Source organism: Bradyrhizobium sp. Ghvi, assembly GCF_900115265.1.
GTDB lineage: Bacteria > Pseudomonadota > Alphaproteobacteria > Rhizobiales > Xanthobacteraceae > Bradyrhizobium.
Map to the genome: position 1 here is coordinate 551016 of NZ_FOVU01000005.1, position 24616 is coordinate 575631.

The window sequence follows — 24616 nt, forward strand, 5'->3', positions numbered from 1 at the left end:
TCATTCTCAATCGACGTCAGGAGCAATCGAGCGACATGGATGCTGTGAACGCGATCAGCCGTGAAGCTTTGGAATCGAGCATTGCGTCAGCCACGGAAGGCGTGCTCGGCTTCCAGCAGCCCGACGGCCATTGGGTCTTCGAGCTCGAGGCCGACTGCACCATTCCGGCCGAATACGTCCTGCTGCGCCATTATCTCGCCGAGCCCGTCGACGCCGCGCTCGAAGCCAAGATCGGCAACTATCTGCGCCGCGTCCAGGGCGCCCATGGCGGTTGGCCGCTGGTGCATGACGGCGAGTTCGACATGAGCGCCAGCGTGAAGGCCTATTTCGCGCTGAAGATGATCGGCGATTCCGTGGACGCGCCGCACATGGTGCGTGCGCGCGAGGCGATCCACGCGCGCGGCGGCGCGATCAACAGCAACGTCTTCACCCGTTTCCTGCTTGCGACCTTCGGCGTTGTGACCTGGCGCGCGGTGCCGGTGCTGCCGATCGAGATCGTGCTGCTGCCGTTCTGGTCGCCGTTCCACCTCAACAAGATCTCCTATTGGGCGCGCACCACCATGGTGCCGCTGATGGTGATCGCCGCGTTGAAGCCGCGCGCGAAGAATCCCAAAGGCGTCGGCATCGACGAATTGTTCCTGCAGGATCCGCGCTCGATCGGCATGACCGCGAAGGCGCCGCATCAGAGCATGGCCTGGTTCCTGTTGTTTCGCTCCCTCGATGCGATCTTGCGGGTGGTCGAGCCGATGTTCCCGAAGAGCTTGCGCAAGCGCGCGATCGATGCCGCGCTCGCCTTCATCGAGGAACGGCTCAACGGCGAGGACGGCATGGGTGCGATCTATCCGCCCATGGCCAACATCGTCATGATGTATGACGCGCTCGGCAAGGACGAGAATTATCCGCCGCGCGCGACCACGCGCCGGGGCATCGACAAGCTGCTCGTGATCAAGGGCGAGGAGGCCTATTGCCAGCCCTGCGTCTCGCCGGTGTGGGACACGACGCTGACGGCGCATGCGCTGCTGGAAGCCGGCGGCGACAAGGCGGTGCCTGCGGCGAAGCAGGGCCTCGACTGGCTGATCCCGAAGCAGGAGCTCGAGGTGAAGGGCGACTGGGCGGTGAAGCGGCCGGACGTGCGTCCGGGCGGCTGGGCGTTCCAGTACAACAATGCCCATTACCCCGACCTCGACGACACCGCCGTGGTGGTGATGTCGATGGACCGCATGCGACGCGAGCACGGCATCGCCGGCTATGACGCCGCGATCGACCGCGGCCGGGAGTGGATCGAGGGCATGCAGAGCGACGACGGCGGCTGGGCCGCCTTCGACGTCAACAACCTCGAATATTACCTGAACAACATCCCGTTCTCGGACCATGGCGCGCTGCTCGATCCGCCGACCGAGGACGTCACCGCGCGCTGCATCTCGATGCTGGCCCAGCTCGGCCAGACCGAGGCGACCAGCAAGCAGGTCGCCGCCGGCGTCGCCTACTTGCGAAAGACCCAGCACCCGGAGGGGTCCTGGTATGGCCGCTGGGGCATGAACTTCATCTATGGAACCTGGTCGGTGCTCTGCGCCCTGAACATGGCGGGCGTGGACCACAAGGACCCCATGATCCGGAAGGCCGCGGCGTGGCTGGCCTCGATCCAGAACGAGGACGGTGGCTGGGGCGAGGACGCCGTCAGCTACCGGCTGGACTACAAGGGCTGGGAAGCGGCCCCATCGACCGCCTCGCAAACGGCATGGGCCTTGCTTGCCCTCATGGCCGCTGGCGAGGTTGATCACCCGGCCGTCGCCCGCGGGGTGGAGTACCTGATTGCAACACAAGGCGAAAAAGGACTGTGGGATGAGCAGCGGTACACCGCCACAGGCTTCCCCCGCGTGTTCTATCTACGGTATCATGGTTACCCGAAGTTCTTTCCGCTGTGGGCGCTGGCGCGATATCGGAACTTGCGGAACACCAACAGCAGGGTGGTAGGGGTCGGAATGTGACTTTGGGGACGGGGGACTATCTTACCGCGGGCAATGCCATTGATCCGCGGCCGATCTTGATTGTGACTGGATTGGTTCAGGAGGCCCGCATCGCGGCCGGGCCGGGCATGGCCGTGATCTGCTCATCCAGCAGCCCGACCCAGTTGCGGGCGCTGCTGACCGTGGTCGATCCCGAAACTATACGCGGCGTGATCTCGTTCGGCGTGGCCGGCGGGCTCGACCCGAGCTTGCGCTCCGGCGACGTCGTGGTGGCGACCGAGGTGCTCGCGGGCGATGCCCGCTGGGCCGCAGGCCTGTCGCTCAGCGACGACCTCATCGACAAGCTGACCTCCGGCCGCCGCCGCGTCGTCCGCGGCAGCCTCGCCGGCGCCGAGGAAGTGGTCACCGGCTCGTCCTGCAAGGCGGCGCTGCATTCGGAGACCGGCGCCTCCGCCGTCGACATGGAAAGCCACATCGCCGCGGCCTACGCCGCCGAAGCCGGCCTGCCGTTCGCGGCCGTGCGCGTCATCAGCGACCCCGCCCATCGCGCGCTGCCGGCGCTCGCCCGCGCCGCCATCAAGCCGAATGGCCAGATCGACCTCGTCGCCGTCCTGCGCGGCATCGTCCGCAATCCGGCGACACTGCATGCGCTGGTCTCGACCGGCATCGACTTCAACCGCGCGCTGCGGAGCCTGCGCGGCTGCCGCGACTTCCTGATCGGGACGGAGCTGGTGGGTAGCGAGGCGCTGGTGTCCGAGGCGGCCTGAGCGGTTTCGGCGCGAGCTGAGAAAGAGAAGGCCCGGTCGCTGATGGCGTCCGGGCCTTTCTGTTTTCGATCGGTCGAGCTTGATGGAGCGGACCGCTATTCGGGTTCACCAGCACCGGCACGGCAATAGCGTGTCTCACTTCAGGAGTGCAGGCCAGCATCGTCACCGTAATTGGCGGCGAGAAGGAGAGGCCAAGGTCACGTTTCGCGTGGTGCGGGCATCCGCCACCGAAAATGAATGGCAAGCAGCCGGAGCAGTATGCCGCACCCAGCGGCGAACAGCTTTGCCCACGGCCCGTCCAATTGCAGGAGTGCCAAAAGATCGTAGGCCGCGGACGAGGTGAGTGCCGCCGTCACGTACACGTCTTTACGGACGAGCACTGTCCGGCGTCCGGCGAGTGCGTCGGCGACAATGCCGCCGAAGGTCGCAGTCAACACGCCCATGATGATAGCGGCAACGTGACCCGTGCCCGACGTTAGCGCCTTGGCCGTACCAACAACAGCGAAGCTGCCGATTCCTATCGCTTCCAGCAGCGTCACGAGCGCACTGCTCCGCCGGCCTAGTCCGACCAACCAGATCGTCGCGGCTGCCACGACGCAGGAGAGAACGTAGGCAGGATCGACGATCCAGAATACTGGATGCTGGATCAGGAGATCACGCATCGTGCCGCCACCGATCGCCGCCATACATGCGACCAGCAGCGTCGCGGTAAGATCCACGCCGCCGCGGCGGGAAACAGCGGCGCTGCTGGCCGCGAACGTAGCCACGCCGGCATAGTCAAGCCAGGAGCCAAGCACCTCGTCCAGCCGATCAGGCCGAGCCTTGCAGGCCCGCGGGGACGTCGATAAACGAGAGAACATGCTCATAGGAGGACACTCCCTTCGACGATCAAGCGCGTTCACGGCGGCGCACGGAAAATCGATGAACGACAACGCGAGGTCGTTCCGATCTTCCTTCTAGAGCGTCAGCAGCTTCTCCACGCACTTCGTCAGTGTTTCGGCTTCGAAATCAGGCGGACGCATCGCCGAGGAATAGGGCCGGTCAGTATTGAGATAGGCTGTCGTCAGCCCTGCCGCCGCTGCGCCCTGAATATCCCAGGCATGTGCGGCAATCAGCGCCAATTCTTCCGGCTGAGCGTTGGCGACCTCGCACGCACGCAAATAGACTTCGGCCCGCGGCTTCGCGAGGCGTACTTCGTCCGGCGAGATGACGTGCGTGACGGACGAGGCGAAACCAGCCTTTTCCAGCAGCCTGCGGGTCGGGTCGGCTGACCCGTTGGTAAGCGCGATGACTGTGACTCCAGCTTTGGCTGCCCGCGCCAACGCCTCGCCGGCGCCGTCGCGCGGCGCCATATCGGTGCTGGCCGCATCGAGCAGCGCCTGCCGATCGGCCTTGGGCGGTTCGAGAGACTGCTCGGCGAGTACGGAGTCCAGCGCCGCACGCTGGACCTCGGCAAAGGGGCGGTAATCGCCGGTCGCGGCTATGGCAGCCGCGTCGCGGTCGGCGGCGGCGCTCCATCCTTCCAGTGCTGCGCCGGGCAAACCGAGTGCGATGACCTTGGACCGCAACGGCGCCTGTTGGAACACGGTGCCTATGATGTCGAAGGCGATCGCTTTGGGTCGGCTACGGTTTGAAACAGACATGAGAACTCCACAATTGCGGCACGGTTGTTCCGGTAAGCCAAATCGGCAACGATCGATTTGAACGCGATAGCTTCCGTTTTGGTTCGAGCGGAATATGGACTAGTGCTGCCAAGCAGATAACGAAGTGGCTATGGTACGCGGTCACGGCGCGGCGTTTCCACCGAGTAAAACGCGACCCCGCGGGTCGCGGTGGGCGTCCAGAGCGTGCTGCCTCGAAAAGGCCAGCCTGGCATAGTGCCACTTTCTTAGCGCGACGCCTCAAATGCCATTTCTTAAAACACGAAATAGCACCGCTCTGAATCGCGGCCGACTGCGGCGGCTGGTTACGAATACGGACCCGAGCCGCAAGTGCCGCCTTCCTTGGAATTACGGTGACAGTGCTGGATTGCCACCGCAATAGTTCTGTCCGGCTCACCAGCACTCTCAAGGGCTCGGTTTGCGCGAATTCCTGACCTTTCATTTTTCAGAAACTCTCACCTCGATTCCAAAAGCGCAGGTCCGGCCAATTCCAATCTGAGCTTGCCTCGCCCCGTTTGTCGTAAGCGGATTGGAGCTGCCTTTTCTTCGAGCCGCCATCTAAGGAGCAGCAAGCGGGTCTCCAGATTGTCCTTGAGATCAGGCAACCTCAATTCATCGGCAAGCCGGGCAATGCGATAGCTGCGTGTGCACAGAAATTCGAGGCCTGTGGGGAGTCTGCTGCCTGCGAGCGGCAAATGCAGGCTTGTGCGCAATCGGCGGCGCTGGCAAACGCGAAAAACTTCAAGCCGCCAACGGCAGGCGTGAAGCCTGATTTGACGAGGTTTGTCGATTTCAACACGCCGTTCGTTGCGGATGTCCGCAATCAGCATGGGTGCGTTGGGAGTGGCCATGTCCGCGTGAGCGATCGTCTCAAGGGAAGAGAGCTTGATTCCGTCAAAGGCTGGTTCGACATCAGTGGAGAGATCACGGGAGATGCAATCCTTCCCGCTCTCGAAAAGACAAACGACACCAACGATTTCTGCGGCACCAAGATTAGCGTGAACACCAAGGACAAGACTTACAACATCCATCTGCGCTTCTTGGCCGAGGCAAACACCACGATCGATATCCGCAGCATATTTGCACCCTTGGTAAGAAATAACGGCAAATTGAGAATCCTTGGGAGCGACCTCGCCGAATTGAACTTCGCAAACAACTCGTTGCCCTCGACAGGATTCGTAAGCGGCGAGGGCATGGTTCAGTCCGGGATGTACACGATTGCTGTAAGCTGGACCTTGAACCAACATCATCGGCGATCGAAGCTGCGCCCACAACAACGCCCGCCGTCACACATAAACGGCTGGCTCCTGCGTCGGGATGTCTTTTGGACAAAGACAAGAAGAAGTGTCTCAATGACAAGGGTGTAGATACCTTGTTGAAGACAAACTGAGGATCAAATCGGCGGAGGAAACGGATGCGCGCGCCACCGTGCCGCCCGCCCCGAAAGCCCCAGCATCGCACAGTGCCATTGTTTTGCCCGACGGGTCAAACGAAATTCGTTAAAAACGAAATTGCGGCGATCTGAATTGCGGCCCGACTTGTGCCGGCGAGCAACCGCGCTTCTACTGTGCATGGGGTTGTTTTTCATTTTTTGCAGGAGAGGCCCAAGGCGGACGGGCAGGCTGCGTGCGCCGAGCAAAACAAAAGGCCCGATCGCCATCGGCGACCGGGCCTCGTTCGTTCGTGCCGACTGGCGCGCTTACGCGGCCGTCGAAGCCTTTCGCGCCGCCTTCGCCGCGGCCGCTTCGGCTTCGTCCTTGCGGATCTCGGAGAGCTTCTTCTGGACCTGCTCGGAGAAGATGTACTGCGCCGGGCGCTGCTTCGACATGTCGATCTCCGGCGCCATCGGACCCGTGGTCTTGATGCCGCGCAGCGACACCCACATCGCCTTCAGCGGGTTGTTGAGGGCGGCGGTCGCGGCCGTCGGCTCGTAGCCGCAATGCGCCATACAGTCGGCGCACTTCTCGTAGCGACCGGTGCCGTAGCTGTCCCAGTCGGTCGTCTCCATCAGCTCCTTGAAGGTTTTTGCGTAGCCTTCACCGAGCAGGTAGCACGGCTTCTGCCAGCCGAAGATGTTGCGCGCCGGCATGCCCCACGGCGTGCACTCGTATTCCTGGTTGCCGGCGAGGAAGTCGAGGAACAGGCCGGAGTGCATGAAATTCCACTTCTTGCCCTTGCCGAGCGCAAAGACGTCGCGGAACAGCTTCTTGGTCTTGGTGCGGTTGAGGAAGTGCTCCTGGTCCGGCGCGCGCTCATAGGCGTAGCCGGGCGACATCGAGACGCCGACGCCGAGCTCGACGGTGAGGTCGAGGAATTTCGCGATCTCCTCGGCCGGGTGGCCGTCGAAGATGGTGGCGTTGACGTTGACGGTGAAGCCGCGCGCCTTGGCTGCCTTGATCGCCGACACGGCACGGTCGAACACGCCCTGCTGCGACACGGCCTTGTCGTGATGGTCACGCAGGCCGTCGAGATGCACGGAGAAGAACAGGTAGGGCGAGGGCTCGAACAGGTCGAGCTTCTTCTCGAGCAGCAGCGCGTTGGTGCAGAGCGAGACGAACTTCTTGCGGGCGACGAGGCCGCGCACGATTTCGCCGATCTCCTTGTGGATCAGCGGCTCGCCGCCGGGAATGGCCACCATCGGCGCGCCGCACTCGTCGGCCGCGTCCCAGCACTCCTGCGCCGTCATGCGGCGGTTGAGGATCGCATCCGGATAGTCGATCTTGCCGCAGCCGACGCAGGCGAGGTTGCAGCGGAACAGCGGCTCCAGCATCAGCACGAGCGGATAGCGTTTGCGGCCAAGCAGTTTCTGCTTGAGCAAATAGCCGCCGATACGCATTTCCTTGAAGAAGGGGATTGCCATTACACGTTTCTTTCTGGGCTTGAAATTCGGTTGGTCAGCCTGCAGCCAACTCGGCCGGAAGCCTGAATTCGATGTTTTCCTCGCGGCCGGGGAGCACCGAGACCGTCACCGGTCCGATCCGCCGCAGCGCTTCGATCACGTCATCCACCAGCACCTCGGGCGCCGAGGCGCCGGCCGTGAGGCCGACGGTCCTGGCACCTTTCAACCACTCCGGATTGAGCTCGCGGCCATCGGCGATCAAATAACTCGCGACGCCGGCCTCGGTGCCGATTTCGCGGAGCCGGTTCGAATTCGAGCTATTGGCGGCGCCCACCACCAAGATCACGTCAACCAGCTTGCTCAAGTCCCTTACCGCAGTTTGGCGGTTCTGTGTCGCATAGCAGATATCCCGGATGTCAGGGCCTTGAATATCTGTAAATTTGGCTTGAAGAGCCCCGATAATGTCCCTTGTGTCGTCGACCGACAGGGTGGTCTGGGTGATGTAGGCCACTGGCGTATCTGCCGGCAGCGCCAGGGCCTTGGCCTCCTCGACGCTCTGGACCAGGACAACCGGCCCTGGAACCTGGCCCATCGTGCCCTCAACCTCGGGGTGGTCGGCATGGCCGATCAGGATCAGGGTCCGGCCCTTGGATATATAGCGCTTCCCCTGATTGTGAACTTTCGTGACCAGGGGGCAGGTGGCATTCAGCACCGGCAGGTCGCGCGCGGCGGCCTCTTCCTCGACGCTGCGGGCGACGCCATGGGCGCTGAAAACGGTCACGGCCTTCGGCGGAACCTCGGACAGCTCCTCGACGAAGATCGCGCCCTTGTTCTTCAGGCTCTCGACCACGTACTTGTTGTGGACGATCTCATGGCGCACGTAGACCGGCGGGCCGTATTTCTCCAGCGCCCGCTCCACGATCTCGATTGCGCGCACTACGCCCGCGCAAAAGCCGCGCGGCTGCGCCAGATAAACTTCCATTGGACGCCCATCACGCAAGTTGCACCAATCCGCTCAACTGTCCCCTCAGCACCCCGCTAGCGGCGCATGCTGTACGGGGCGAATATTGCAATAACCGCACCATTGGTTTCGCGACCGCGGTAACGGCCCACCCCATATGGGGTTCCGGCACCACTTTGTGTCAAAAAATCGGCAACCAGGAAAGGTGGGAATGTTCCAGCGGGCCCGGGGAGGGTCGATTTCCGGGTATTATAATGCGGCATTTCGGGCGGGCAAGACGACGACATCCGTGCTCACCCCTTCGTCACTTTACCGCCTCAAGTCGGCGGCTATACCGGCCGCCCGCATGATTTTGCCATCGTCTTTCACCGTTTACCTCGAACCTTTTCCGGTGAGACGACCCAAAACGGCAATAGGTTTCGCCGGGGAACTCCGCTAAACAGCGGGCGTTTCCGGCAAGCCGTTAACACTAGAAAGAAAAGATGTGCTGCAGAGCGTAGTCGTTGCCATCGTCAGGGCCTGTACCCGGTTTGCCTCCCTCGTCGTCGTTCTCGGGCTCCTGCTGGCGGTGGGGGCGGGCTATTACACGTCCCGGCACTTCGCCATCAACACCGACATCAACTCCCTGATTGCCCAGAATCTGGACTGGCGGCAGCGCGACCAGCAATTCGACCGCGCCTTCGACCGCGACGCGACGATTCTCGCGGTCGTCGAGGCCAAGACGCCGGAGATGGCGACCGCAGCGTCCGACGCGCTTTACGCGAGGCTGAAGGACGACAAGGCCAACTTCCAGTCGATGCAGCAGCTCGGCACCGGCGAGTTCTTCGAGAAGAACGGCCTGCTGTTCCTGCCGACTGAAGAAGTCGCCAAGATCACCGGCCAGTTCGAATCCGCAGCGCCCCTGATCGAGATCATGGCCGGCGATCCCTCGATCCGCGGCTTGACCGGCGCCCTGGAGACCGGGCTTGCCGGCGTCAAGCGTGGCCAGGTCAAGCTCGACAACACCGCGCGGCCGTTCAATCAGATCGCGCAGACGGTCGAGACCGTGCTCAACAAAGAGAATGCGAGCTTCTCCTGGCGGGAGCTCGTCAGCGACGAGCCGCTGAAGGATTCCGACAAGCGCGCCTTCATCGAGTTCAAGCCGATTCTCGACTACAACGCGCTGGAGCCCGGCAAGGGCGCCACCGACGCGATCCGCAAGGCTGCCGTCGATCTCGATTTTGCGACCAAATATCAGGCGCGGGTCCGGCTGACGGGGCCGGTCCCGATCGCCAACGAGGAATATGCGACCGTTCAGGAAGGTGCTGTCGTCAACGGCGTCGGTACGGTGCTCGTCGTGCTGTTCATTCTGTGGCTGGCGTTGCATTCGGCAAAGATCATCTTCGCCGTGTTCGTCAATCTCTTCGTCGGCCTCGCGATCACCACCGCCGCCGGCCTGATGATGGTCGGCTCGCTCAATCTGCTGTCGATCGCGTTCGCTGTGCTGTTCGTCGGCCTCGGCGTCGATTTCGGCATCCAATACAGCGTCCGCTACCGCTCGGAGCGTTACAAGGTCGATGATCTGCGCAAGGCGCTGATACTTGCCGCCAGACGCTCCGCGATCCCGCTGTCGCTCGCGGCGATGGCCACTGCGGCCGGCTTCCTCTGTTTCATCCCGACCGACTACAAGGGCATCGCCGAGCTCGGCCAGATCGCCGGCGTCGGCATGCTGGTGGCGTTCATCTCCTCGATCACCGTCCTGCCGGCGCTCCTGAAGCTGCTGAACCCGCCCGGCGAAAAGGAGCCGGTGGGCTACGCCTTCCTCGCGCCGCTCGATCATTTCCTCGAGAAGCACCGCGTGTTGGTCGTCGGCGGCACGCTGTTCCTTGCGGTCGCCGGCCTCCCGCTGCTCTATTTCATGAAGTTCGACTTCAATCCGATGAACCTGCGCAACCCGAACGCGGAGTCGATCGCGACCTTCCTCGATCTGCGCAAGGATCCCAATACGGGCGCCAATGCCATCAACGTGATGACCACGTCGGAAGAACAGGCCAAGCAGGTCGAGGCGAAGCTGGAGAAGGTGCCGGAGGTGCTGCGGGTAATGTCGCTCGACAGTTTCGTGCCGGAGGACCAGCAGCCGAAGCTGAAGCTGATTGCCCAGGGCGCCAAGATCCTGAACCCCGCACTTAACCCGGATCAGATCGACGCGGCGCCATCGGATCAGGAGAACGTCGAGTCGCTGAAATCCTCGGTCGACAATCTGCGCCGCACCGCGGGTGACGCCAAGGGCCCGGGCGCAGTTGCCTCGCGCCGCCTCGCGGACGCGCTGGAGAAGCTCGCCAATGCGGATGAGGCGACCCGTAACAAGGCGCAGGACGTGTTTGTGACGCCGATGAAGATCGTGTTTGATCAGCTCAGGAACGCGATGCAGGCCGAACCAGTCACCCTGAAGTCACTGCCAGCGGATCTCGTCAACGCCTGGAAGAGCAAGGATGGCATCATCCGCGTCGAAGCTCAGCCGAAGGGCGATCCCAACGACAACGATACGCTGCGCAAATTCGCTGCAGCCGTGCTCGCAGCCGAGCCGACCGCCATCGGCGGCCCGGTCTCGATCCTGAAATCCGGCGATACCGTGGTGAGGGCGTTCATTCATGCCGGGATCTATGCGCTGCTGGTGATCGGCCTGTTGTTGTGGATCACACTGCGCCGCATCGTCGACGTGCTGATGACCCTCGTGCCGCTGCTGGTTGCCGGGGCAGTGACGCTGGAGATCTGCGTTCTGATCGGCCTGCCGCTCAACTTCGCCAACATCGTCGCGTTTCCGCTGCTGCTCGGCGTCGGCGTCGCGTTCAAGATCTATTATGTCGTGGCGTGGCGCTCCGGCAGGACGAATCTGTTGCAGACCAGTCTGACGCGCGCGATCTTTTTCAGCGCGCTGACCACGGCAACCGCGTTCGGCAGCCTGTGGCTGTCGAGCCATCCGGGCACGTCCAGCATGGGCAAGCTGCTCGCGCTCTCGCTGGTGACGACGCTTGCCGCAGTGCTGCTGTTCCAGCCGGCCCTAATGGGCAAACCCCGCAATCTCAGGGAGTAGGCAGATGTCGCCGACGGGATCGGCGGCGCCCTTCTGAGCCGGCTTGGCCGCGGCGGTGCTCTTCGGAGCCGCTGCTGCGGCAGCCGGTGCCGGCGCAGCCTTGGGCGCCGCTCCGGTGGTTTTTGGCCCGCCCTTGGCCATGGCATTGGCGGCGCTCGCGGGAATCGGCGGACCGACGCGGGTCCAGGTCTCGCCGCCGCACAGGAAGCCCAGCACGCAGCCCTTGATCTCGAGCTGGTCGGTGCCGACAGGCGTGATGGTCGCACTATACATCTGACCATCCTTGGCGTTGTAGACTTGGCCTTCCCACTGCTCGGCCCCCGCTGTCTTCTTCATGTTGATCAGGGTCGCCATGCCAAGTGTCGGCCTGTTCTTTTTTGAGACATCCGGGTTGTTCTCGTCGCGGCCGCCGGGCTGCTTTTCCCAGGAAACTGCGCCCCAGACGCTTCCATTGCATTGGGCTACGCGGATATTGGCGACGCCATCGGCGACCCGCCAGTCGCCGGTGGGATCGGCGGCGAGCGCCGGTGTCAGGCCGGCGTAACAGCCAGCCAGTATTATCCCGGTGTAAATGGCCAAACGCATATGTGTTCCTCGGCAGTGCAACATGGTCTAAAGCTGTGCTTGCGAAGATGGTCCGAAAAAGGGCAAAAGGCCGCACAGGCCCTTTTCTGTTTGCTGACCGTTTTCAGTTGACGAAGCGGCCCTCAACCGAAGTATGTAGCGGATGAACAGTCCAAATCCAGACATGTCCCACTTGTTCGCGGACCGTCAGGCCCAGCGCAGCGCTCTGCATAATCGGTACCTGAACGAGCAGTTCGTCCGGGTTCTCAAGACCATCGGCTATGACGTCGGCTTCCAGAAGGGGCAGGGGCAGTACCTCTACGATCGCGAGGGGGCACGCTATCTCGACCTTCTGTCCGGCTTTGGCGTGTTCGCAATCGGGCGCAATCATCCAGTGATGCGCGAGGCGCTGAAAAGCGTGCTCGACGCCGATCTGCCCAATCTCGTTCAGTTCGACGTCTCGACGCTGGCGGGCGTACTGGCCGAGCGGCTGCTGAAATACGTTCCTTATCTCGACAAGGCGTTCTTCGCCAATTCCGGTGCCGAATGCGTCGAGGCCGCGATCAAGTTCGCGCGGGGTGCCACCGGGCGCCCCGGCATCGTCTACTGCGCCCATGGCTATCATGGCCTGACCTATGGCGCGCTGTCACTGACCGGTGATTCGAACTTCCGCGCCGGCTTCGAGCCGCTGCTGCCGGGCTGCACCCCGGTTCCGTTCAACGATCTGGCCGCGCTCGAGAAGGCGCTGGCCTCGCGCGAGGTCGCGGCCTTCGTCGTCGAGCCGATCCAGGGCAAGGGCGTCAACATGCCCTCCGATGAGTTCCTGCCCGGCGCGGCCGCGCTCTGCAAGAAGTATGGCACGCTGTTCGTCGCCGACGAGATCCAGACCGGCATGGGCCGTACCGGCCGCTTCCTGGCGGTCGAGCACTGGAACGTCGAGCCCGACATGGTGCTGCTGTCGAAGTCGCTGTCGGGCGGCCACGTGCCTGTAGGCGCCGTGCTCACGCGCAAGAACATCTTCGACAAGATCTTCAATCAGATGGATCGGGCCGTGGTGCACGGTTCGACTTTCTCCAAGAACGACCTCGCAATGGCTGCGGGCATCGCCACGCTCGACGTGATGGAATCGGAGAAGCTGATCGAGGCCGCCGCCAAGCGCGGCGCCGAGCTTCGCCTCGCGTTGACGCGGATGGTGCCCGGCTACGAGCTGATGAAGGAGGTGCGTGGCAAGGGGCTGATGATCGGCGTCGAGTTTGGCCCGCCGAAATCGCTGAGGCTGCGGGCCTCCTGGAACGTGCTGGAGGCCGCCAATAAGGGCCTGTTCTGCCAGCTCATCACGGTGCCGTTGTTCAAGGATCACAAGATCCTGACGCAGGTCGCGGGCCACGGCAGTCACACCATCAAGCTGCTGCCGCCGCTGACCATCACCGAAGAAGACTGCAGCTGGATCGAGCGCGCCTTCGACGACGTCATCGCCGGCAGTCACAAGGTCCCCGGCGCGATCTGGTCGCTCGGCAAGACGCTGGTGGACAACGCGGTGCGGCGGTCGGCGTAAACTCTGCCGAAGTAAATCGGCAATCGTCATTGCGAGCGAAGCGAAGCAATCCAGGCTGTCTCTGCGGAGGCAGCCTGGATTGCTTCGTCGCTTCACTCCTCGCAATGACAGTGTGAAGTAAACTACCCCTCCACATTCGCCTTCATCGCCGCGTCGAACTTATCGACGAACTCGGTGAGTTCGTCGCCGCCGATATCGCTGACGGCCCAGAAATTCAGGCCGCGCTCGCCCCAGCGGCGGCAATTGAAGCCTTGCATGGTCTGCGTCTTCGGCGGCCGATGCTCGGTGCTCGCGGTCTGCGCCACGAACAGGTTGATGATGTGCTGCCGGCGCTTATAGACCACCGCACCGATCGCGCGCGCATCGACATAGTCGAGCCGGCCGCCGACCAGCGTGAAACCTTGCGCGGTGAGGTCGATCACGGGCGGTGCGACATCGAGCTTGCCGTTGAACCAGGGCTTGACCGTATGCTGGTCGGTCGAGACGACGTCGATGAGGTGGCCGGCCTGGAGCGAGCGCAGATGCGCGGAGACGACCTCGGAGAGGATGCGCTGCTGGTCGTCCTGGCGCAGCACGACGGCGACGATGCCGGTGGCGGCGAGCGCCGAGACCGCCGACCCCATCGCGAAACCGCGCAGCACGGAGCGACGGCTCGGCTGCGGACGCGCCTGCGGCATCGAGGCCTCGATACGAGCACGCAATGTGGCAGGCGCGCTGTAGCCCAGCGTGGTGCCCGCCAGTACGCACTTCATATCGCGCTGTGCCGCAAACTCGGCCGTGCAGGCCGGGCAAGTGGCGATATGGGCTTCGAGCTCGCGCGCATGGCCGGCATCGAGCTCGTTGTCGAGCAGCGCGTGAAGCAGGATCTGTGCTTCGTCGCAGGTCATTTCGAGTGCTCCTCTTCCGCCATCCAGGCCGCGCGCAGCATGGCGCGGGCGCGGGCGAGGCGGGACATCACGGTTCCCACGGGGGCGCCGACGGCTTCTGCAATCTCACGATAGGACAGGTTGCTGATCTCCCGCAGCACGAAGGTTTCCTTGAACGGCTCTGCGAGCCCGTCGATCATCTTGCGGATGGCTCCGGCGTCGCGGCTGCGCAGCACCTCGGTCTCCGGGCTCGCCTCGCTCTCCTGCCACATCGGCGTCTGGTCGGCCGCGCCAGGGGTGTCCTCGATCGCGGCGTGCGAGTGCGCGCGCCTGGCATATTCGGCGTTGCAGACATTGCGTAGGATCGCGAAGAGCCACGGCTTCATCGCCGGGCCGCGATAGCTGTCGAAGTGCTTCAGTGCACGCAGATAACATTCCTGCACCGCGTCCTCCGCGTCGGAGGCGTCGCGCAGCAGATAGCGTGCGAGCGTGTAGACGTCGTCGAGATAGGGCAGGGCCGCCTCGCGGAAGCGCTGCGCCTTCTGGAAATCGTCGCTGACGGGCATCGCCTCTCGCTTTGCCTCTTGCTGCGTTTCGTAGGTCGTTGCGCCTCTGGGCCTGACCGAAGGCACGCGAGCCCGGCCGGCATGGGACCACCGGCCGGGCAAGACAGAGATGCCTTGGTTGGAGACGTTACTCAACCTTGATCATCCCGGTCATGTGCGGGTGCAACGAGCAAAAATACTTGTAGTCGCCCGCATCGGTGAAGGTGAACGTGAACTTGTCGTCTGTGTCCAGGGTCTTGGACCGGAACTTGCCGGCCGACACCACCGTGTGGGGAATGTCGTCCCGGTTGGTCCAGGTCACCGTCGTGCCGACCTTGATCTTGAGCTCTGGCGGCTGGAAGACGAAATTGTCGATGTGCACCTCCATGTTGGTGTCGTCGGCACGGGCGGTCGTGATGGGGAGCAGGATGGCCGCGGCCAAAGTGAGACCGAAATCGACTGAGAAGTCGCGGCGATTGAGTGTCTTCATGGTCAGCTTCTCTTCAACCCTGGATTAACCCTGGAGCGGGGTGTCGATGATCGCGAGCCGCTGCTCGTTCTGCTTGAAGTTGACGCTGGCGACGCCCAGCATCGAGCGCAGCTTGGTGTCCTCGACCTTCATCGGTCCGGGTGAGGGGGCGGTGCCCGGCGCTGGTTGCGGGAAGGCGGTCGAACGCGCGGTGTGGAAGGTGACGTTGCCTTCCACCTTCTGCATCACCTGGTGGATGTGGCCGTTCAGCACGGTCACCGAGCCAAAGCCCTTGACATATTCGAGCGCGCGACCGCCGTCCTCGGTGCCCCAGCCCCATTCCGGATAGACAGTCCAGAGCGGAATATGTGCGAACAAGACAATAGGCGTGGATTTCGACTTGCCGCGGAGATCGTCTTCGAGCCAGGCAAGCTGCTCGGTGCCGAGATTGCCGAGGCCACCGGCCTTGAGGTCGACGACATTGACGAGGCCGATGAAATGTACGCCGCCGGCATCGAAGGAGTACCAGCCCGCACCCTTGGTGCCGCGGCCGTAACGCTCGCGATAGAACTTCACCTCCTCGTCGAGGAAGTCATGCTCGCCGGGCACGTAGTGCACATCCAGCTTGGACTGCGAGATGATGCGGTCGGCGTTGTCGAACTCCGAGGCCTTGGACAGATGGGTGATGTCGCCGGTGTGGATCATGAACGACGGCTTGGCCGGCATCGCATTGATCTTGCCCACGGCTTCCTCCAGCGTGCCCAGCGCATTGGGGTTGGCCGGTTTGTCGAAGCCGACATGGCTATCGCTGATCTGCAGGAAGGTCATGCCGGGCGCGGCGGCGGTTGCGGCCTCGGCCGAATCGATGATGCCGAGCGAGCGCGGCACGCCGCCCGTGACGGTCCAGAGCACCCCGGTGCCGGCCCAAGTCATGCATTCCAGCACCTTGCGGCGGCTGACGCCGTCTTCCCCGTGATCGTGTCCGCTCATCGCACGTCTCCTTTGGCCCGGAATTGGGCGTCGAGGAGCTGATCGGGGGAGAGGTGGATTTATTCGCGGGTGGCGATGACGTTTTCGTGAGGTGGTGACCGACAGCTCAGCTTCAGGCCAGCCACCCGAATGCCCGGCGCAAGTAAGCAGGTGCATCCGTCTCGACCGGCGTGCCGTGGGCCATCAACACCTTTTCGGCAGGCCATGCGAGAATTCGCGCGAGCGCTTTTCGCGCTGGCCGGCGGCTGGCGAAGGCGATCCGGAATTTGTGCGGCACCGACGGTTCAGGCCCGGTCATCCGATCCAGCTTCGCAACGACGGCGCGCCATCCCGAAAGCAGGTGCGGGGGAATTTGCTGAAGGAGATCGGCAAAGAGCACGGTCCCGCTGCCGGCGTGAAAGAACACCACTTCCGTCGTGATCAGGTTACCGCGCATCTGAACCTGATCGATCTCCTCGACCCAATCCGGGCTCGGTGTGTCGCCGAGATCGTCGTCGAAGTCGATGTCGGTCCGCTTCTTTCTCAGCCTCGGAGGCGCGTAGAGCCTGGCTTTGGGATAGCTCCGCTTCCATTCGGGAAGAAAGAGATGATGAAGCGAATTGGGCGCAACAATGTGCCGGACTTCGCCGATGGCATCGACGGCAGTTTGCAGGCTCTCCGTGACCACGGTCGGCGACCAGACAAAGACGCTCCCGTCCAGGAGTCTTATGACGGCCATTCGCGTCGGGTAGTGAAATCCCGCGACGGAGACGTGGGGGCCGTCTGAGATCCAGATATTGCGGCCGAATTCCATCAGCATCGCCAGACTACCTCGCATCCTCCAAGATCATCGCAGCGCCTTTCTCGGCAATCATTGCGGTCGGCGTGTTGGTGTTGCCCGAGGTGATCGTCGGCATGATCGAGGCGTCGACGACGCGAAGACCGCCGAGGCCGTAGAAGCGCAGCCGTTCGTCGACCACGGCCATGGGGTCGTTCGCCGATCCCATCTTCGCCGTGCCGACCGGATGGAAGATAGTGGTGCCGATGTCGCCGGCGGCTTTTGCGAGCGAGGCATCATCGTCGCCGACCGTTGGGCCGGGCAAATATTCGCTCGGGCGATATTTTGCCAGCGCCTTCTGCCGCATCAGCCGGCGGGTGGTGCGGATGGCGTCGGCGGCGACCTGGCGGTCGTCGTCGGTCGACAGATAATTCGGCGCGATGATCGGCTTCTCGTCCGGGCTTGCCGAGCGCAGGCGCACGGTGCCGCGTGAAGTCGGCTGGAGATTGCAGGCACTGACGGTGATCGCCGGGAAGCGGTGCAGCGGATCGCCGAACTTGTCGAGTGACAGCGGCTGCACATGGAATTGGATGTTGGCGCGCGCGCGCGTGGCATCGGAGCGGGTGAAGATGCCGAGCTGCGACGGCGCCATGGTCAGCGGACCGCGGCGGCGGAAGGCATAGTCGAGGCCCATCAGGCCGCGGCGGAACAGATTGTAATAGGTCTCGTTCAGTGTCCGCACGCCCTCGACCTTGTAGATTGCTCGCTGCTGGAGATGGTCCTGCAGATTGCGCCCGATGCCGGGCTTGTCCATCACGATGTCGATGCCGAGCGGCGACAGCCAGTCGGCGGGCCCGATGCCGGAGCGATGCAGCACCTGCACCGAGCCGATCGAGCCGGCCGAGAGGATCACCTCGCGCCTGGCGCGCGCCTCGATGATCTCGCCGTTCTGGATGAAGCGCACGCCGACGGCGCGTCCCTGCTCGATGATGAGGTGGTCGACCAGCACATGCTTCTCAAGTCGCAGATTGGGGCGCCTCAAGGCAGGCTTGAGGAAGCCACGGGCCGACGACCAGCGCCGGCCGCGCTTCTGGTTGACGTGGAAATAGCTGGTGCCTTCGTTGTCGCCGGTGTTGAAGTCAGGGATGCGCTTGATGCCCATCTCCTCGGCGGCGTCGCCGACGGCATCGAGCACGTCCCAGGACAGCCGCGGCGCCTCGATGCGCCAGCCTCCGCCGGCTCCGTGATGCTCGCTTGCGCCCAGGAAGTGGTCCTCCAGCCGCTTGAACAGTGGCAGCACATCGTCATAACCCCAGCCGGTCAGGCCGAGCTGGCGCCAGTGGTCGTAGTCGGCAGCCTGGCCGCGCATCGAGATCATGGCATTGATCGCCGAGCAGCCACCGATCACCTTGCCGCGGGGATAGGCAAGCGCGCGGCCGTTCAGTCCCGGCTCGGCTTCGGTGTTGAACATCCAGTCGGAGCGCGGATTGCCGATCGCAAAGAGGTAGCCGACCGGAATGTGGAACCAGATCCAGTTGTCGTCCCCGCCGGCCTCGAGAATGAGGACGCGATTTTTGGGCTCGGCCGACAGCCGGTTGGCAAGGATGCAGCCGGCCGTGCCGGCGCCCACGACAATGTAGTCAAACTCACCTTCGAGCCGTCTTGGCATTCTGCTTCCACCCGGATGGTCCCTAAACGTTCCGTTCTAATAGGCAGAGGGCGACCACCGGGACAAGCCCGGCCATGAGCAGGGGACAGGACTACCCTCGATCTGCGGGAGTTAGCTGGACTGGCACTTGCATGATAGACAGTCCTGTATTTTCAACAAAGCTTGAGACCCCTCCATGCCGATCGTGAACCGCGTCGCCGACCTTCAACCCGATATCCAGGCCTGGCGGCGGGACATCCACCAGCATCCTGAATTGCTGTACGACGTCCACCGCACCGCAGCATTCGTCGCGGATCGCCTGCGTGAGTTCGGCTGCGATGAGGTCGTGACTGGCATCGGCCAGACCGGCGTGGTGGGGGTGATCAAGGGCAGTAAGCCAGCCGGCGAGGGGCTCAAGGTGATCGGCCTGCGCGCCGACATGGACGCGCTGCCCGTCGAGGAGCAGACCAACCTGCCTTACGCCTCCAAGACTCCGGGCAAAATGCACGCCTGCGGCCATGATGGCCACACCGCGATGCTGCTCGGCGCAGCGCGCTACCTCGCCGAGACCCGCAACTTCGCCGGCGAGGCGATCGTGATCTTCCAGCCGGCCGAGGAAGGCGGCGCCGGCGGCGCAGCCATGGTGAAGGACGGCATGATGGAGCGCTTCGGCATCGAGCAGGTCTACGGCATGCACAATGGTCCGGGCATTCCGATCGGTTCGTTCGCGATCCGGCCCGGCCCGATCATGGCGTCGACCGATGAAGTCGACATCATGATCGAGGGCCTCGGCGGCCACGCCGCGCGTCCGCACAAATGCATCGATTCCGTTCTGGTCGGTGCACAGGTGATCACGGCCTTGCAGTCGATCGTCGCGCGCAGTGTCGATCCCTTGGAATCGGCTGTCATCTCGATTTGCGAATTCCACGCCGGCAACGCCCGCAACGTCATTCCGCAGACCGCGACGCTGAGGGGCACGATCCGCACGTTGTCGCCGGAGGTGCGCAAGCTGGTCGAGAAGCGCGTCCGCGAAGTGGTGGCGGGTGTCGCGCAGATCACCGGCGCCAAGATCGATCTGCACTACAAGCGCAACTATCCCGTTGTAAACAACCACGCCGCGGAAACCGAGGTGGCGACGCGCATTGCCAAGCAGGTCGCGGGCGAGGCCAATGTGCACGAGATGCCGCCGCTGATGGGCGGCGAGGACTTTGCTTACATGCTGGAAGCGCGGCCCGGCGCCTTCATCTTCTGCGGCAACGGCGACAGCGCCGGCCTCCATCACCCCGCCTACAATTTCAACGACGAGGCGATCGTGTTCGGCACGTCCTATTGGGTCAAGCTGGTCGAGGAACAGCTCGCGGCGTCATGATTGGCCGAGCGGAAGCATGAATGAAAAGGGCCCGTGCATCGCACGGGCCCTTTTGTTCGTGTGCCGTGTCGCGGCTCAGAACAGGTGCGAGAACAGATAGTAGAGCACGCCCGAGATGATCATCGCGGCCGGCAGGGTCAGCACCCAGGCCATCGCGATGTTGCGGATCGTCGCCCATTGCAGGCCCGAGCCGTTGGCGGCCATCGTGCCGGCGATGCCTGAGGAGAGCACGTGGGTGGTCGAGACCGGCAGGCCGTAGACGTCGGCGGCGGCGATGGTGGCAGCCGCGGTGATCTCGGCGCAGGCGCCCTGCGCATAGGTCAGGTGGGTCTTGCCGATCTTCTCGCCGACCGTGACGACGATGCGCTTCCAGCCCACCATGGTGCCGAGGCCAAGCGCAATGGCGACCGCGATCTTTACCCAACCGGGGATGAACTTGGTGGCGCTGTCGAGCGAGCCCTTGTAGGCCGTGAGCACGGTGACGTCGGCGGCGCTGAGCTCGGCTTCCTTGTCCTTCATCAGGAAACGCAGCGCTTCCGAGACGAGGTACATGTCGTTGCGGGTATTGCCGACGAGATCGGCCGGCACCTTGGCGAGCGAGCCGTAGGTGGTCACCTGCTTGGAGATGTCGCGCACGAGCACGGCGAGCGAAGGGAACGTGCCGCCGTTGATTTCGTGCTGCGCGACATAGTTGGTCACGGCGGGGCGCGGATTGCCGATCACGCTGTAGCCGGCGGCCTTGCTCTCGATGATCTTGCTGGCGGCCTCCGAGTTCTGGCTGAACGCAGCGATCTGGTCCTCCGGCAGCGCGCGGTTGAGCGCGTAGGCGGTCGGCACGGTACCGATCAGGATCAGCATAATCAGGCCCATGCCCTTCTGGCCGTCATTGGAGCCGTGGAAGAAGCTCACCAGCGTGCAGGTGAGAATGAGGATGCCGCGGATCCACCACGGCGGCGGCTGGTCGCCCTTCGGCTCGCCGAACAGAGCGGGCGTCGCGCGCAGCAGCACGGTGCGCAGGACCAGCAGCAGGCCGGCCGCGAGCGCGAAGCCGAACAGCGGCGACAGCAGCAGCGCCTTGCCGATATTGGTGGCCTGGGTCCAGTCGACGCCCGAGGTGCCGCTGCGGCCGTGCAGCACCGCGTTCATGATGCCGACGCCCATGATTGAGCCGATCAGGGTGTGCGAGCTCGAAGCCGGCAGGCCGAAATACCAGGTGCCGACGTTCCAGATGATGGCGGCGATCAGCAGCGCGAACACCATGGCGAAGCCGGCGCTCGAGCCGACCTGGAGGATCAGCTCGACCGGCAGCAGCGAGACGATGCCGAACGCGACCGCACCTGACGACAGCAGCACACCGAACAGATTGAACATGCCGGACCACACCACGGCGACGTGGGCGGGCAGCGAACGGGTGTAGATCACGGTCGCCACCGCGTTGGCGGTGTCATGGAAGCCGTTCACGAACTCGAAGCCGAGCGCGATGAGAAGCGCGACGAAGAGCAGGAGGAAGGGAGCGAAAGCCTTGACCTGCGTGCCGGTGGCATCGACATCGACCCAGATGCTGTAGGCCACGAAGAGCAGTGCGGCCGCAATCACCCCCATGTAGATCACGCCGGTGAGCGGATGGAATCCGCGATTGAGGTCTGGCCCCTTACTCAAGGCCGGCTCGATGGAGCCCGGCAAAGCAACGTCACTCATCGGAATTTCTCCTGTCCCAAGACCCCGATTTTGCGCGTGGCATGTGACAGGCGGTTGAAATGACGGGCAGATGAGTGCAATGACGCGAGTCATCCACGGCTTGTGCGGTGACGAGCGGCTTGCGTCAGGCGGCGTGCGAGGATTTCCGCTGCAAGGACGCGGCGATCTTCAGGTCTGCGACAAAGCGCTGATATTCCAGCACCTTCGCCTCCGGATCAGGCAGCCGCAGCAGATAGGACGGATGCACCGTCACCAGAGCCTTGCGTCCGTCGGGAAGGTCTATGATCCGGCCGCGGGTCTTGCCGATGGGCGTGATCTTGCCGAACACGCTCTGTGCGGCGGTTGCGCCCATCGCCACGATGAGGTCGGGCTGGATTGCCGAAACTTCCCGCTCATACCATTGCCGGCACGCCTTGATCTCCGGCGTCGCCGGCTTCTGGTGCAGGCGGATCTTTCCGCGCGGTACGAATTTGAAGTGCTTCACTGCGTTGGTGACATAAACTTTCTTTCGATCGACGCCGGCCTCCGCCAGTGCACGGTCGAGCATCTGGCCGGCAGGGCCCACAAAGGGATGGCCGGCGAGGTCTTCCTTGTCGCCGGGCTGCTCGCCGACCAGCATGATATTGGCAGACTTCGGGCCTTCGCCGAACACGGTCTGGGTCGCATCCTTGTAGAGGTGGCAGGCGCGGCAATGCGCGGCCTCCTCGCGAAGCGTTTCGAGAGTGTCACTGGCAGGTTTGCGTTTCATCGGAGCCTCCGGCCGCTTCTGAGGCTTGTGCGGATCGGTCGCGGCGTTAGCGATCATGGCACCGGTCATGCGTTCGGCATCTTCGATCAAGGGCTTAATGATCGAAGCCTCGGGCAGGTTCCTCCAATATTTCTTCGGCATTTCGGCCTGCATCGCTTTCACCTTGAGGCGGGCCGGATTGAAGATGCTGGCGTAATAGCGCCGCCAGGTTTCCTCCAGGTGGTCTTTGCCCGGTGCCTCGCTCTTGTTGACGCCCGGGGTGAATGAGAGCGCGTGGCCGTCCCAATGCGCGCAGATATCCGGCGTCAGGATCGACCAGGGAATATCGGCAAAGCGCTTTGCAAAGAACGGCGCGGCGAGCTCGACGATGTGATGCTCAGGCTCGAACCAGGCCACGTAATGCGCCTCGCGTTCGCGTCCGATCTCGCGGAACCGCACGAAGGCGTGCATCTTGTGCTCGTCGCGATGAACCGCCCTTGCCATCGCCGTGACCTGCGCGACATCAGTGTCGGTCGCGACCTCGATGAGATCGTGATTGTTTTTCAGCCGGAACAGCAGGCGATAGAGGATCGCGAAGCGCTCGCCGCCCCGATGCAGGATCGCAGCCTTGGCGAGGTCGATGAATTTGCCTGATACGCTGAAGGTGCCGTCGTTCACCTCGAGTATCGGCGACGGCGCGGGTGGCGCGAACAACTCCGCTTCGCCGCCCCGCACGACCCAGGTGACATCGCGCGGCTCGACATGATGCAGCACGAGCGTCCGCGCGGCGTTGCGCCAGCCATCAAAATCAGTTTCGGTGTCGAGGGTGATGTACTGCATCAGAAGCCAAATCCCAATTGTGTTGCTTTCGGCTTGAACCGTTCGATCAGCCGCGCCTCGTCGAGGCGATGCGGCGAGGGGCGATGATCGCTGAGAACGATGAACGGCAGCGCCTTGTGCTTGGGCACGTGCAGCCGCGCGAGATCGGAGAGTCGGATCGTGGTGGTGCGCCGCGTTGCGATGATGCGTTCGACCGCCTTGGTGCCGAAGCCAGGCACGCGCAAAAGCTCCTCGCGGCTGGCGCGGTTGACATCGAGGGGAAAGCGGTCGCGATGACGTAGCGCCCATGCAAGCTTGGGGTCGATGTCGAGCGGCAGCATCGCGCTGTCGTCGACGATTTCGCCGACGTCGAAGCCGTAGAACCGCATCAGCCAGTCGGCCTGGTAGAGCCGGTGCTCGCGCAGCAGGGGCGGTTGGACCAGAGGCAACGTGCGGCTGGCATCTGGGATCGGGCTGAAGGCTGAGTAGTAGACGCGCCGCAGTCGGTAGGAGCCGTAGAGATTGGCGCTGGTGTGGAGGATGGTGTGGTCGTTCGCGCTATCGGCGCCGACGATCATCTGCGTACTTTGACCGGCCGGCGCGAAACGCGGTGGCTTCGTCTTCGTCTTTGTGCTGCTGATATCCTCGGCCTCGTCGAGCTTCAGCCGCAGCCGGCCCATGGTGCGGCGGATCGCGCGTACGTCCTTCTCGGGCGCGAATTGCTGCAGGCTCGCGGCTTCAGGCATCTCGATATTGATGGAGAGGCGGTCGGCATATTTGCCGGCTTCCGTGATCAGCGCGTCGTCGGCCTCCGGAATGGTCTTGAGGTGGATGTAGCCGCGGAAGTGATGCTCCTCGCGCAGCTTTCGCGCGACGCTGACCACTTGCTCCATCGTGTAGTCGGGACTGCGGATGATGCCGGAGGAGAGAAACAGTCCCTCGATGTAGTTGCGCCGGTAGAAGTCGAGCGTCAGCTTGACCACTTCGTCGATGGTGAAGCGGGCGCGCGGCACGTTGGAGGAGGCGCGGTTGACGCAATAGAGGCAATCGTAATTGCAGGCGTTGGTCAGCAAGACCTTGAGCAGCGAGATGCAGCGTCCGTCCGGCGCGTAGGAATGACAGATGCCCATCCCGGGCGCGGTCGAGCCCATGCCCTTGCCGTCGCTGGAATCCCGCTTTTCCGTACCGCTGGAGGCGCAGGACGCATCGTACTTGGCGGCGTCCGCGAGAATTGCCAGCTTGCGTTGTACGTCCATCCCAGAATCCCTTTGATTCAGCTCATGAATCCATTTGCGCGCCAATTCGATTGACTCTCTGCGCGCCGTTAGCTTTATATTAGAA

Annotated in this window: 20 protein-coding genes; 6 read left to right on the top strand and 14 right to left on the bottom strand. The window is 63.4% G+C overall.

What is annotated here, in order from left to right; genetic code table 11:
- Positions 1 to 35 precede the first annotated feature (35 nt).
- Both shc and BM374_RS21810 read left to right on the top strand, forming a co-directional pair.
- Positions 36 to 1988, top strand: coding sequence for a squalene--hopene cyclase (shc, locus tag BM374_RS21805; protein WP_092296965.1), 1953 nt, complete (start codon positions 36 to 38; stop codon positions 1986 to 1988).
- Entirely contained in the window at positions 1985 to 2734 is a 750-nt protein-coding gene (locus BM374_RS21810; protein ID WP_177248447.1) for a phosphorylase, read from the top strand. Before shc ends, BM374_RS21810 begins: the two co-directional genes overlap by 4 nt.
- Positions 2735 to 2931: 197 nt before the next feature.
- Here the strand turns inward: BM374_RS21810 and BM374_RS21815 are convergent, their stop codons facing one another.
- Entirely contained in the window at positions 2932 to 3600 is a 669-nt protein-coding gene (locus BM374_RS21815) for a trimeric intracellular cation channel family protein (protein ID WP_092296259.1), read from the bottom strand.
- A 90-nt stretch (positions 3601 to 3690) separates the two neighbouring features.
- Positions 3691 to 4377 carry an HAD-IA family hydrolase gene (locus tag BM374_RS21820; RefSeq protein WP_092296261.1) on the bottom strand — a complete coding sequence of 229 codons (687 nt, stop codon included), beginning with the start codon at positions 4375 to 4377 and terminating at the stop codon, positions 3691 to 3693.
- A 713-nt stretch (positions 4378 to 5090) separates the two neighbouring features.
- On the opposite strand from BM374_RS21820, the gene BM374_RS38670 reads away from it, so the two are divergent.
- Positions 5091 to 5762, top strand: coding sequence for a hypothetical protein (locus BM374_RS38670; RefSeq protein ID WP_092296266.1), 672 nt, complete (start codon positions 5091 to 5093; stop codon positions 5760 to 5762).
- Between the two features lie 332 nt (positions 5763 to 6094).
- On the opposite strand, the gene hpnH is transcribed toward BM374_RS38670, so the two are convergent.
- Complete coding sequence (gene hpnH / locus BM374_RS21835) at positions 6095 to 7255, bottom strand: adenosyl-hopene transferase HpnH (RefSeq protein WP_092296269.1); 1161 nt, start codon at positions 7253 to 7255, stop codon at positions 6095 to 6097.
- A gap of 34 nt (positions 7256 to 7289) precedes the next feature.
- Positions 7290 to 8216, bottom strand: a complete 927-nt coding sequence (gene ispH, locus BM374_RS21840) for a 4-hydroxy-3-methylbut-2-enyl diphosphate reductase (RefSeq protein ID WP_092296272.1) — start codon at positions 8214 to 8216, stop codon at positions 7290 to 7292.
- A gap of 463 nt (positions 8217 to 8679) precedes the next feature.
- On the opposite strand from ispH, the gene hpnN reads away from it, so the two are divergent.
- A complete protein-coding gene (hpnN, locus tag BM374_RS21845; protein ID WP_092296275.1) occupies positions 8680 to 11268 on the top strand; it encodes a hopanoid transporter HpnN in 2589 nt (862 codons plus the stop codon).
- Here the strand turns inward: hpnN and BM374_RS21850 are convergent.
- Positions 11236 to 11853, bottom strand: coding sequence for a DUF2147 domain-containing protein (locus BM374_RS21850; protein ID WP_177248449.1), 618 nt, complete (start codon positions 11851 to 11853; stop codon positions 11236 to 11238). The two genes, hpnN and BM374_RS21850, sit on opposite strands and share 33 nt — an antisense overlap.
- 142 nt (positions 11854 to 11995) lie before the next feature.
- On the opposite strand from BM374_RS21850, the gene hpnO reads away from it, so the two are divergent.
- Positions 11996 to 13387 (top strand): aminobacteriohopanetriol synthase HpnO, encoded by a 1392-nt coding sequence (gene hpnO / locus BM374_RS21855; RefSeq protein ID WP_092296281.1) that lies wholly within the window; start codon positions 11996 to 11998, stop codon positions 13385 to 13387.
- Positions 13388 to 13509: 122 nt separating this feature from the next.
- Here hpnO and BM374_RS21860 read toward each other — a convergent pair whose 3' ends face one another.
- The 6 genes from BM374_RS21860 to BM374_RS21885 form a co-directional block, all read right to left on the bottom strand.
- Positions 13510 to 14274, bottom strand: a complete 765-nt coding sequence (locus BM374_RS21860) for an anti-sigma factor family protein (protein ID WP_092296284.1) — start codon at positions 14272 to 14274, stop codon at positions 13510 to 13512.
- Positions 14271 to 14819 carry a sigma-70 family RNA polymerase sigma factor gene (locus BM374_RS21865; RefSeq protein WP_177248450.1) on the bottom strand — a complete coding sequence of 183 codons (549 nt, stop codon included), beginning with the start codon at positions 14817 to 14819 and terminating at the stop codon, positions 14271 to 14273. The genes BM374_RS21860 and BM374_RS21865 overlap by 4 nt, the downstream gene beginning before the upstream one ends.
- Before the next feature lie 127 nt (positions 14820 to 14946).
- Positions 14947 to 15288 carry a cupredoxin domain-containing protein gene (locus BM374_RS21870; protein ID WP_092296291.1) on the bottom strand — a complete coding sequence of 114 codons (342 nt, stop codon included), beginning with the start codon at positions 15286 to 15288 and terminating at the stop codon, positions 14947 to 14949.
- Positions 15289 to 15312: 24 nt separating this feature from the next.
- A complete protein-coding gene (locus BM374_RS21875) occupies positions 15313 to 16257 on the bottom strand; it encodes a metallophosphoesterase family protein (RefSeq protein ID WP_092296295.1) in 945 nt (314 codons plus the stop codon).
- A gap of 112 nt (positions 16258 to 16369) precedes the next feature.
- The gene (locus BM374_RS21880) at positions 16370 to 17074 is read right to left on the bottom strand and encodes a DUF4336 domain-containing protein (RefSeq protein WP_244552657.1); all 705 of its coding nucleotides are present in this window, start codon (positions 17072 to 17074) and stop codon (positions 16370 to 16372) included.
- Positions 17064 to 18683 carry a GMC family oxidoreductase gene (locus tag BM374_RS21885; protein ID WP_092296298.1) on the bottom strand — a complete coding sequence of 540 codons (1620 nt, stop codon included), beginning with the start codon at positions 18681 to 18683 and terminating at the stop codon, positions 17064 to 17066. The genes BM374_RS21880 and BM374_RS21885 overlap by 11 nt, the downstream gene beginning before the upstream one ends.
- 175 nt (positions 18684 to 18858) lie before the next feature.
- Between BM374_RS21885 and BM374_RS21890 the strand changes: the two genes are divergently transcribed.
- On the top strand, positions 18859 to 20031 hold the full coding sequence (locus tag BM374_RS21890; protein WP_092296302.1) for a M20 aminoacylase family protein: 1173 nt from the start codon (positions 18859 to 18861) through the stop codon (positions 20029 to 20031).
- A 75-nt stretch (positions 20032 to 20106) separates the two neighbouring features.
- On the opposite strand, the gene BM374_RS21895 is transcribed toward BM374_RS21890, so the two are convergent.
- The 3 genes from BM374_RS21895 to BM374_RS21905 all read right to left on the bottom strand — a co-directional run bounded on the left by BM374_RS21895 (position 20107) and on the right by BM374_RS21905 (position 24531).
- A complete protein-coding gene (locus tag BM374_RS21895; protein ID WP_092296305.1) occupies positions 20107 to 21729 on the bottom strand; it encodes an inorganic phosphate transporter in 1623 nt (540 codons plus the stop codon).
- A 124-nt stretch (positions 21730 to 21853) separates the two neighbouring features.
- The gene (locus BM374_RS21900; RefSeq protein WP_092296308.1) at positions 21854 to 23296 is read right to left on the bottom strand and encodes a UdgX family uracil-DNA binding protein; all 1443 of its coding nucleotides are present in this window, start codon (positions 23294 to 23296) and stop codon (positions 21854 to 21856) included.
- Positions 23296 to 24531, bottom strand: coding sequence for a putative DNA modification/repair radical SAM protein (locus tag BM374_RS21905; RefSeq protein ID WP_092296311.1), 1236 nt, complete (start codon positions 24529 to 24531; stop codon positions 23296 to 23298). Before BM374_RS21905 ends, BM374_RS21900 begins: the two co-directional genes overlap by 1 nt.
- Between the last annotated feature and the right edge of the window lie 85 nt (positions 24532 to 24616).

Excerpts from the sequence above, each read along its gene's own strand:
- shc (WP_092296965.1), top strand. The coding sequence starts at position 36 with ATGGATGCTGTGAACGCGATCAGCCGTGAAGCTTTGGAATCGAGCATT.
- BM374_RS21815 (WP_092296259.1), bottom strand. The coding sequence starts at position 3,600 with ATGAGCATGTTCTCTCGTTTATCGACGTCCCCGCGGGCCTGCAAGGCT.
- BM374_RS21820 (WP_092296261.1), bottom strand. The coding sequence starts at position 4,377 with ATGTCTGTTTCAAACCGTAGCCGACCCAAAGCGATCGCCTTCGACATC.
- BM374_RS38670 (WP_092296266.1), top strand. The coding sequence starts at position 5,091 with ATGCAGGCTTGTGCGCAATCGGCGGCGCTGGCAAACGCGAAAAACTTC.
- hpnH (WP_092296269.1), bottom strand. The coding sequence starts at position 7,255 with ATGGCAATCCCCTTCTTCAAGGAAATGCGTATCGGCGGCTATTTGCTC.
- ispH (WP_092296272.1), bottom strand. The coding sequence starts at position 8,216 with ATGGAAGTTTATCTGGCGCAGCCGCGCGGCTTTTGCGCGGGCGTAGTG.
- BM374_RS21850 (WP_177248449.1), bottom strand. The coding sequence starts at position 11,853 with ATGCGTTTGGCCATTTACACCGGGATAATACTGGCTGGCTGTTACGCC.
- hpnO (WP_092296281.1), top strand. The coding sequence starts at position 11,996 with ATGAACAGTCCAAATCCAGACATGTCCCACTTGTTCGCGGACCGTCAG.
- BM374_RS21860 (WP_092296284.1), bottom strand. The coding sequence starts at position 14,274 with ATGACCTGCGACGAAGCACAGATCCTGCTTCACGCGCTGCTCGACAAC.
- BM374_RS21865 (WP_177248450.1), bottom strand. The coding sequence starts at position 14,819 with ATGCCCGTCAGCGACGATTTCCAGAAGGCGCAGCGCTTCCGCGAGGCG.
- BM374_RS21870 (WP_092296291.1), bottom strand. The coding sequence starts at position 15,288 with ATGAAGACACTCAATCGCCGCGACTTCTCAGTCGATTTCGGTCTCACT.
- BM374_RS21875 (WP_092296295.1), bottom strand. The coding sequence starts at position 16,257 with ATGAGCGGACACGATCACGGGGAAGACGGCGTCAGCCGCCGCAAGGTG.
- BM374_RS21880 (WP_244552657.1), bottom strand. The coding sequence starts at position 17,074 with ATGCGAGGTAGTCTGGCGATGCTGATGGAATTCGGCCGCAATATCTGG.
- BM374_RS21885 (WP_092296298.1), bottom strand. The coding sequence starts at position 18,683 with ATGCCAAGACGGCTCGAAGGTGAGTTTGACTACATTGTCGTGGGCGCC.
- BM374_RS21890 (WP_092296302.1), top strand. The coding sequence starts at position 18,859 with ATGCCGATCGTGAACCGCGTCGCCGACCTTCAACCCGATATCCAGGCC.
- BM374_RS21895 (WP_092296305.1), bottom strand. The coding sequence starts at position 21,729 with ATGAGTGACGTTGCTTTGCCGGGCTCCATCGAGCCGGCCTTGAGTAAG.
- BM374_RS21900 (WP_092296308.1), bottom strand. The coding sequence starts at position 23,296 with ATGCAGTACATCACCCTCGACACCGAAACTGATTTTGATGGCTGGCGC.
- BM374_RS21905 (WP_092296311.1), bottom strand. The coding sequence starts at position 24,531 with ATGGACGTACAACGCAAGCTGGCAATTCTCGCGGACGCCGCCAAGTAC.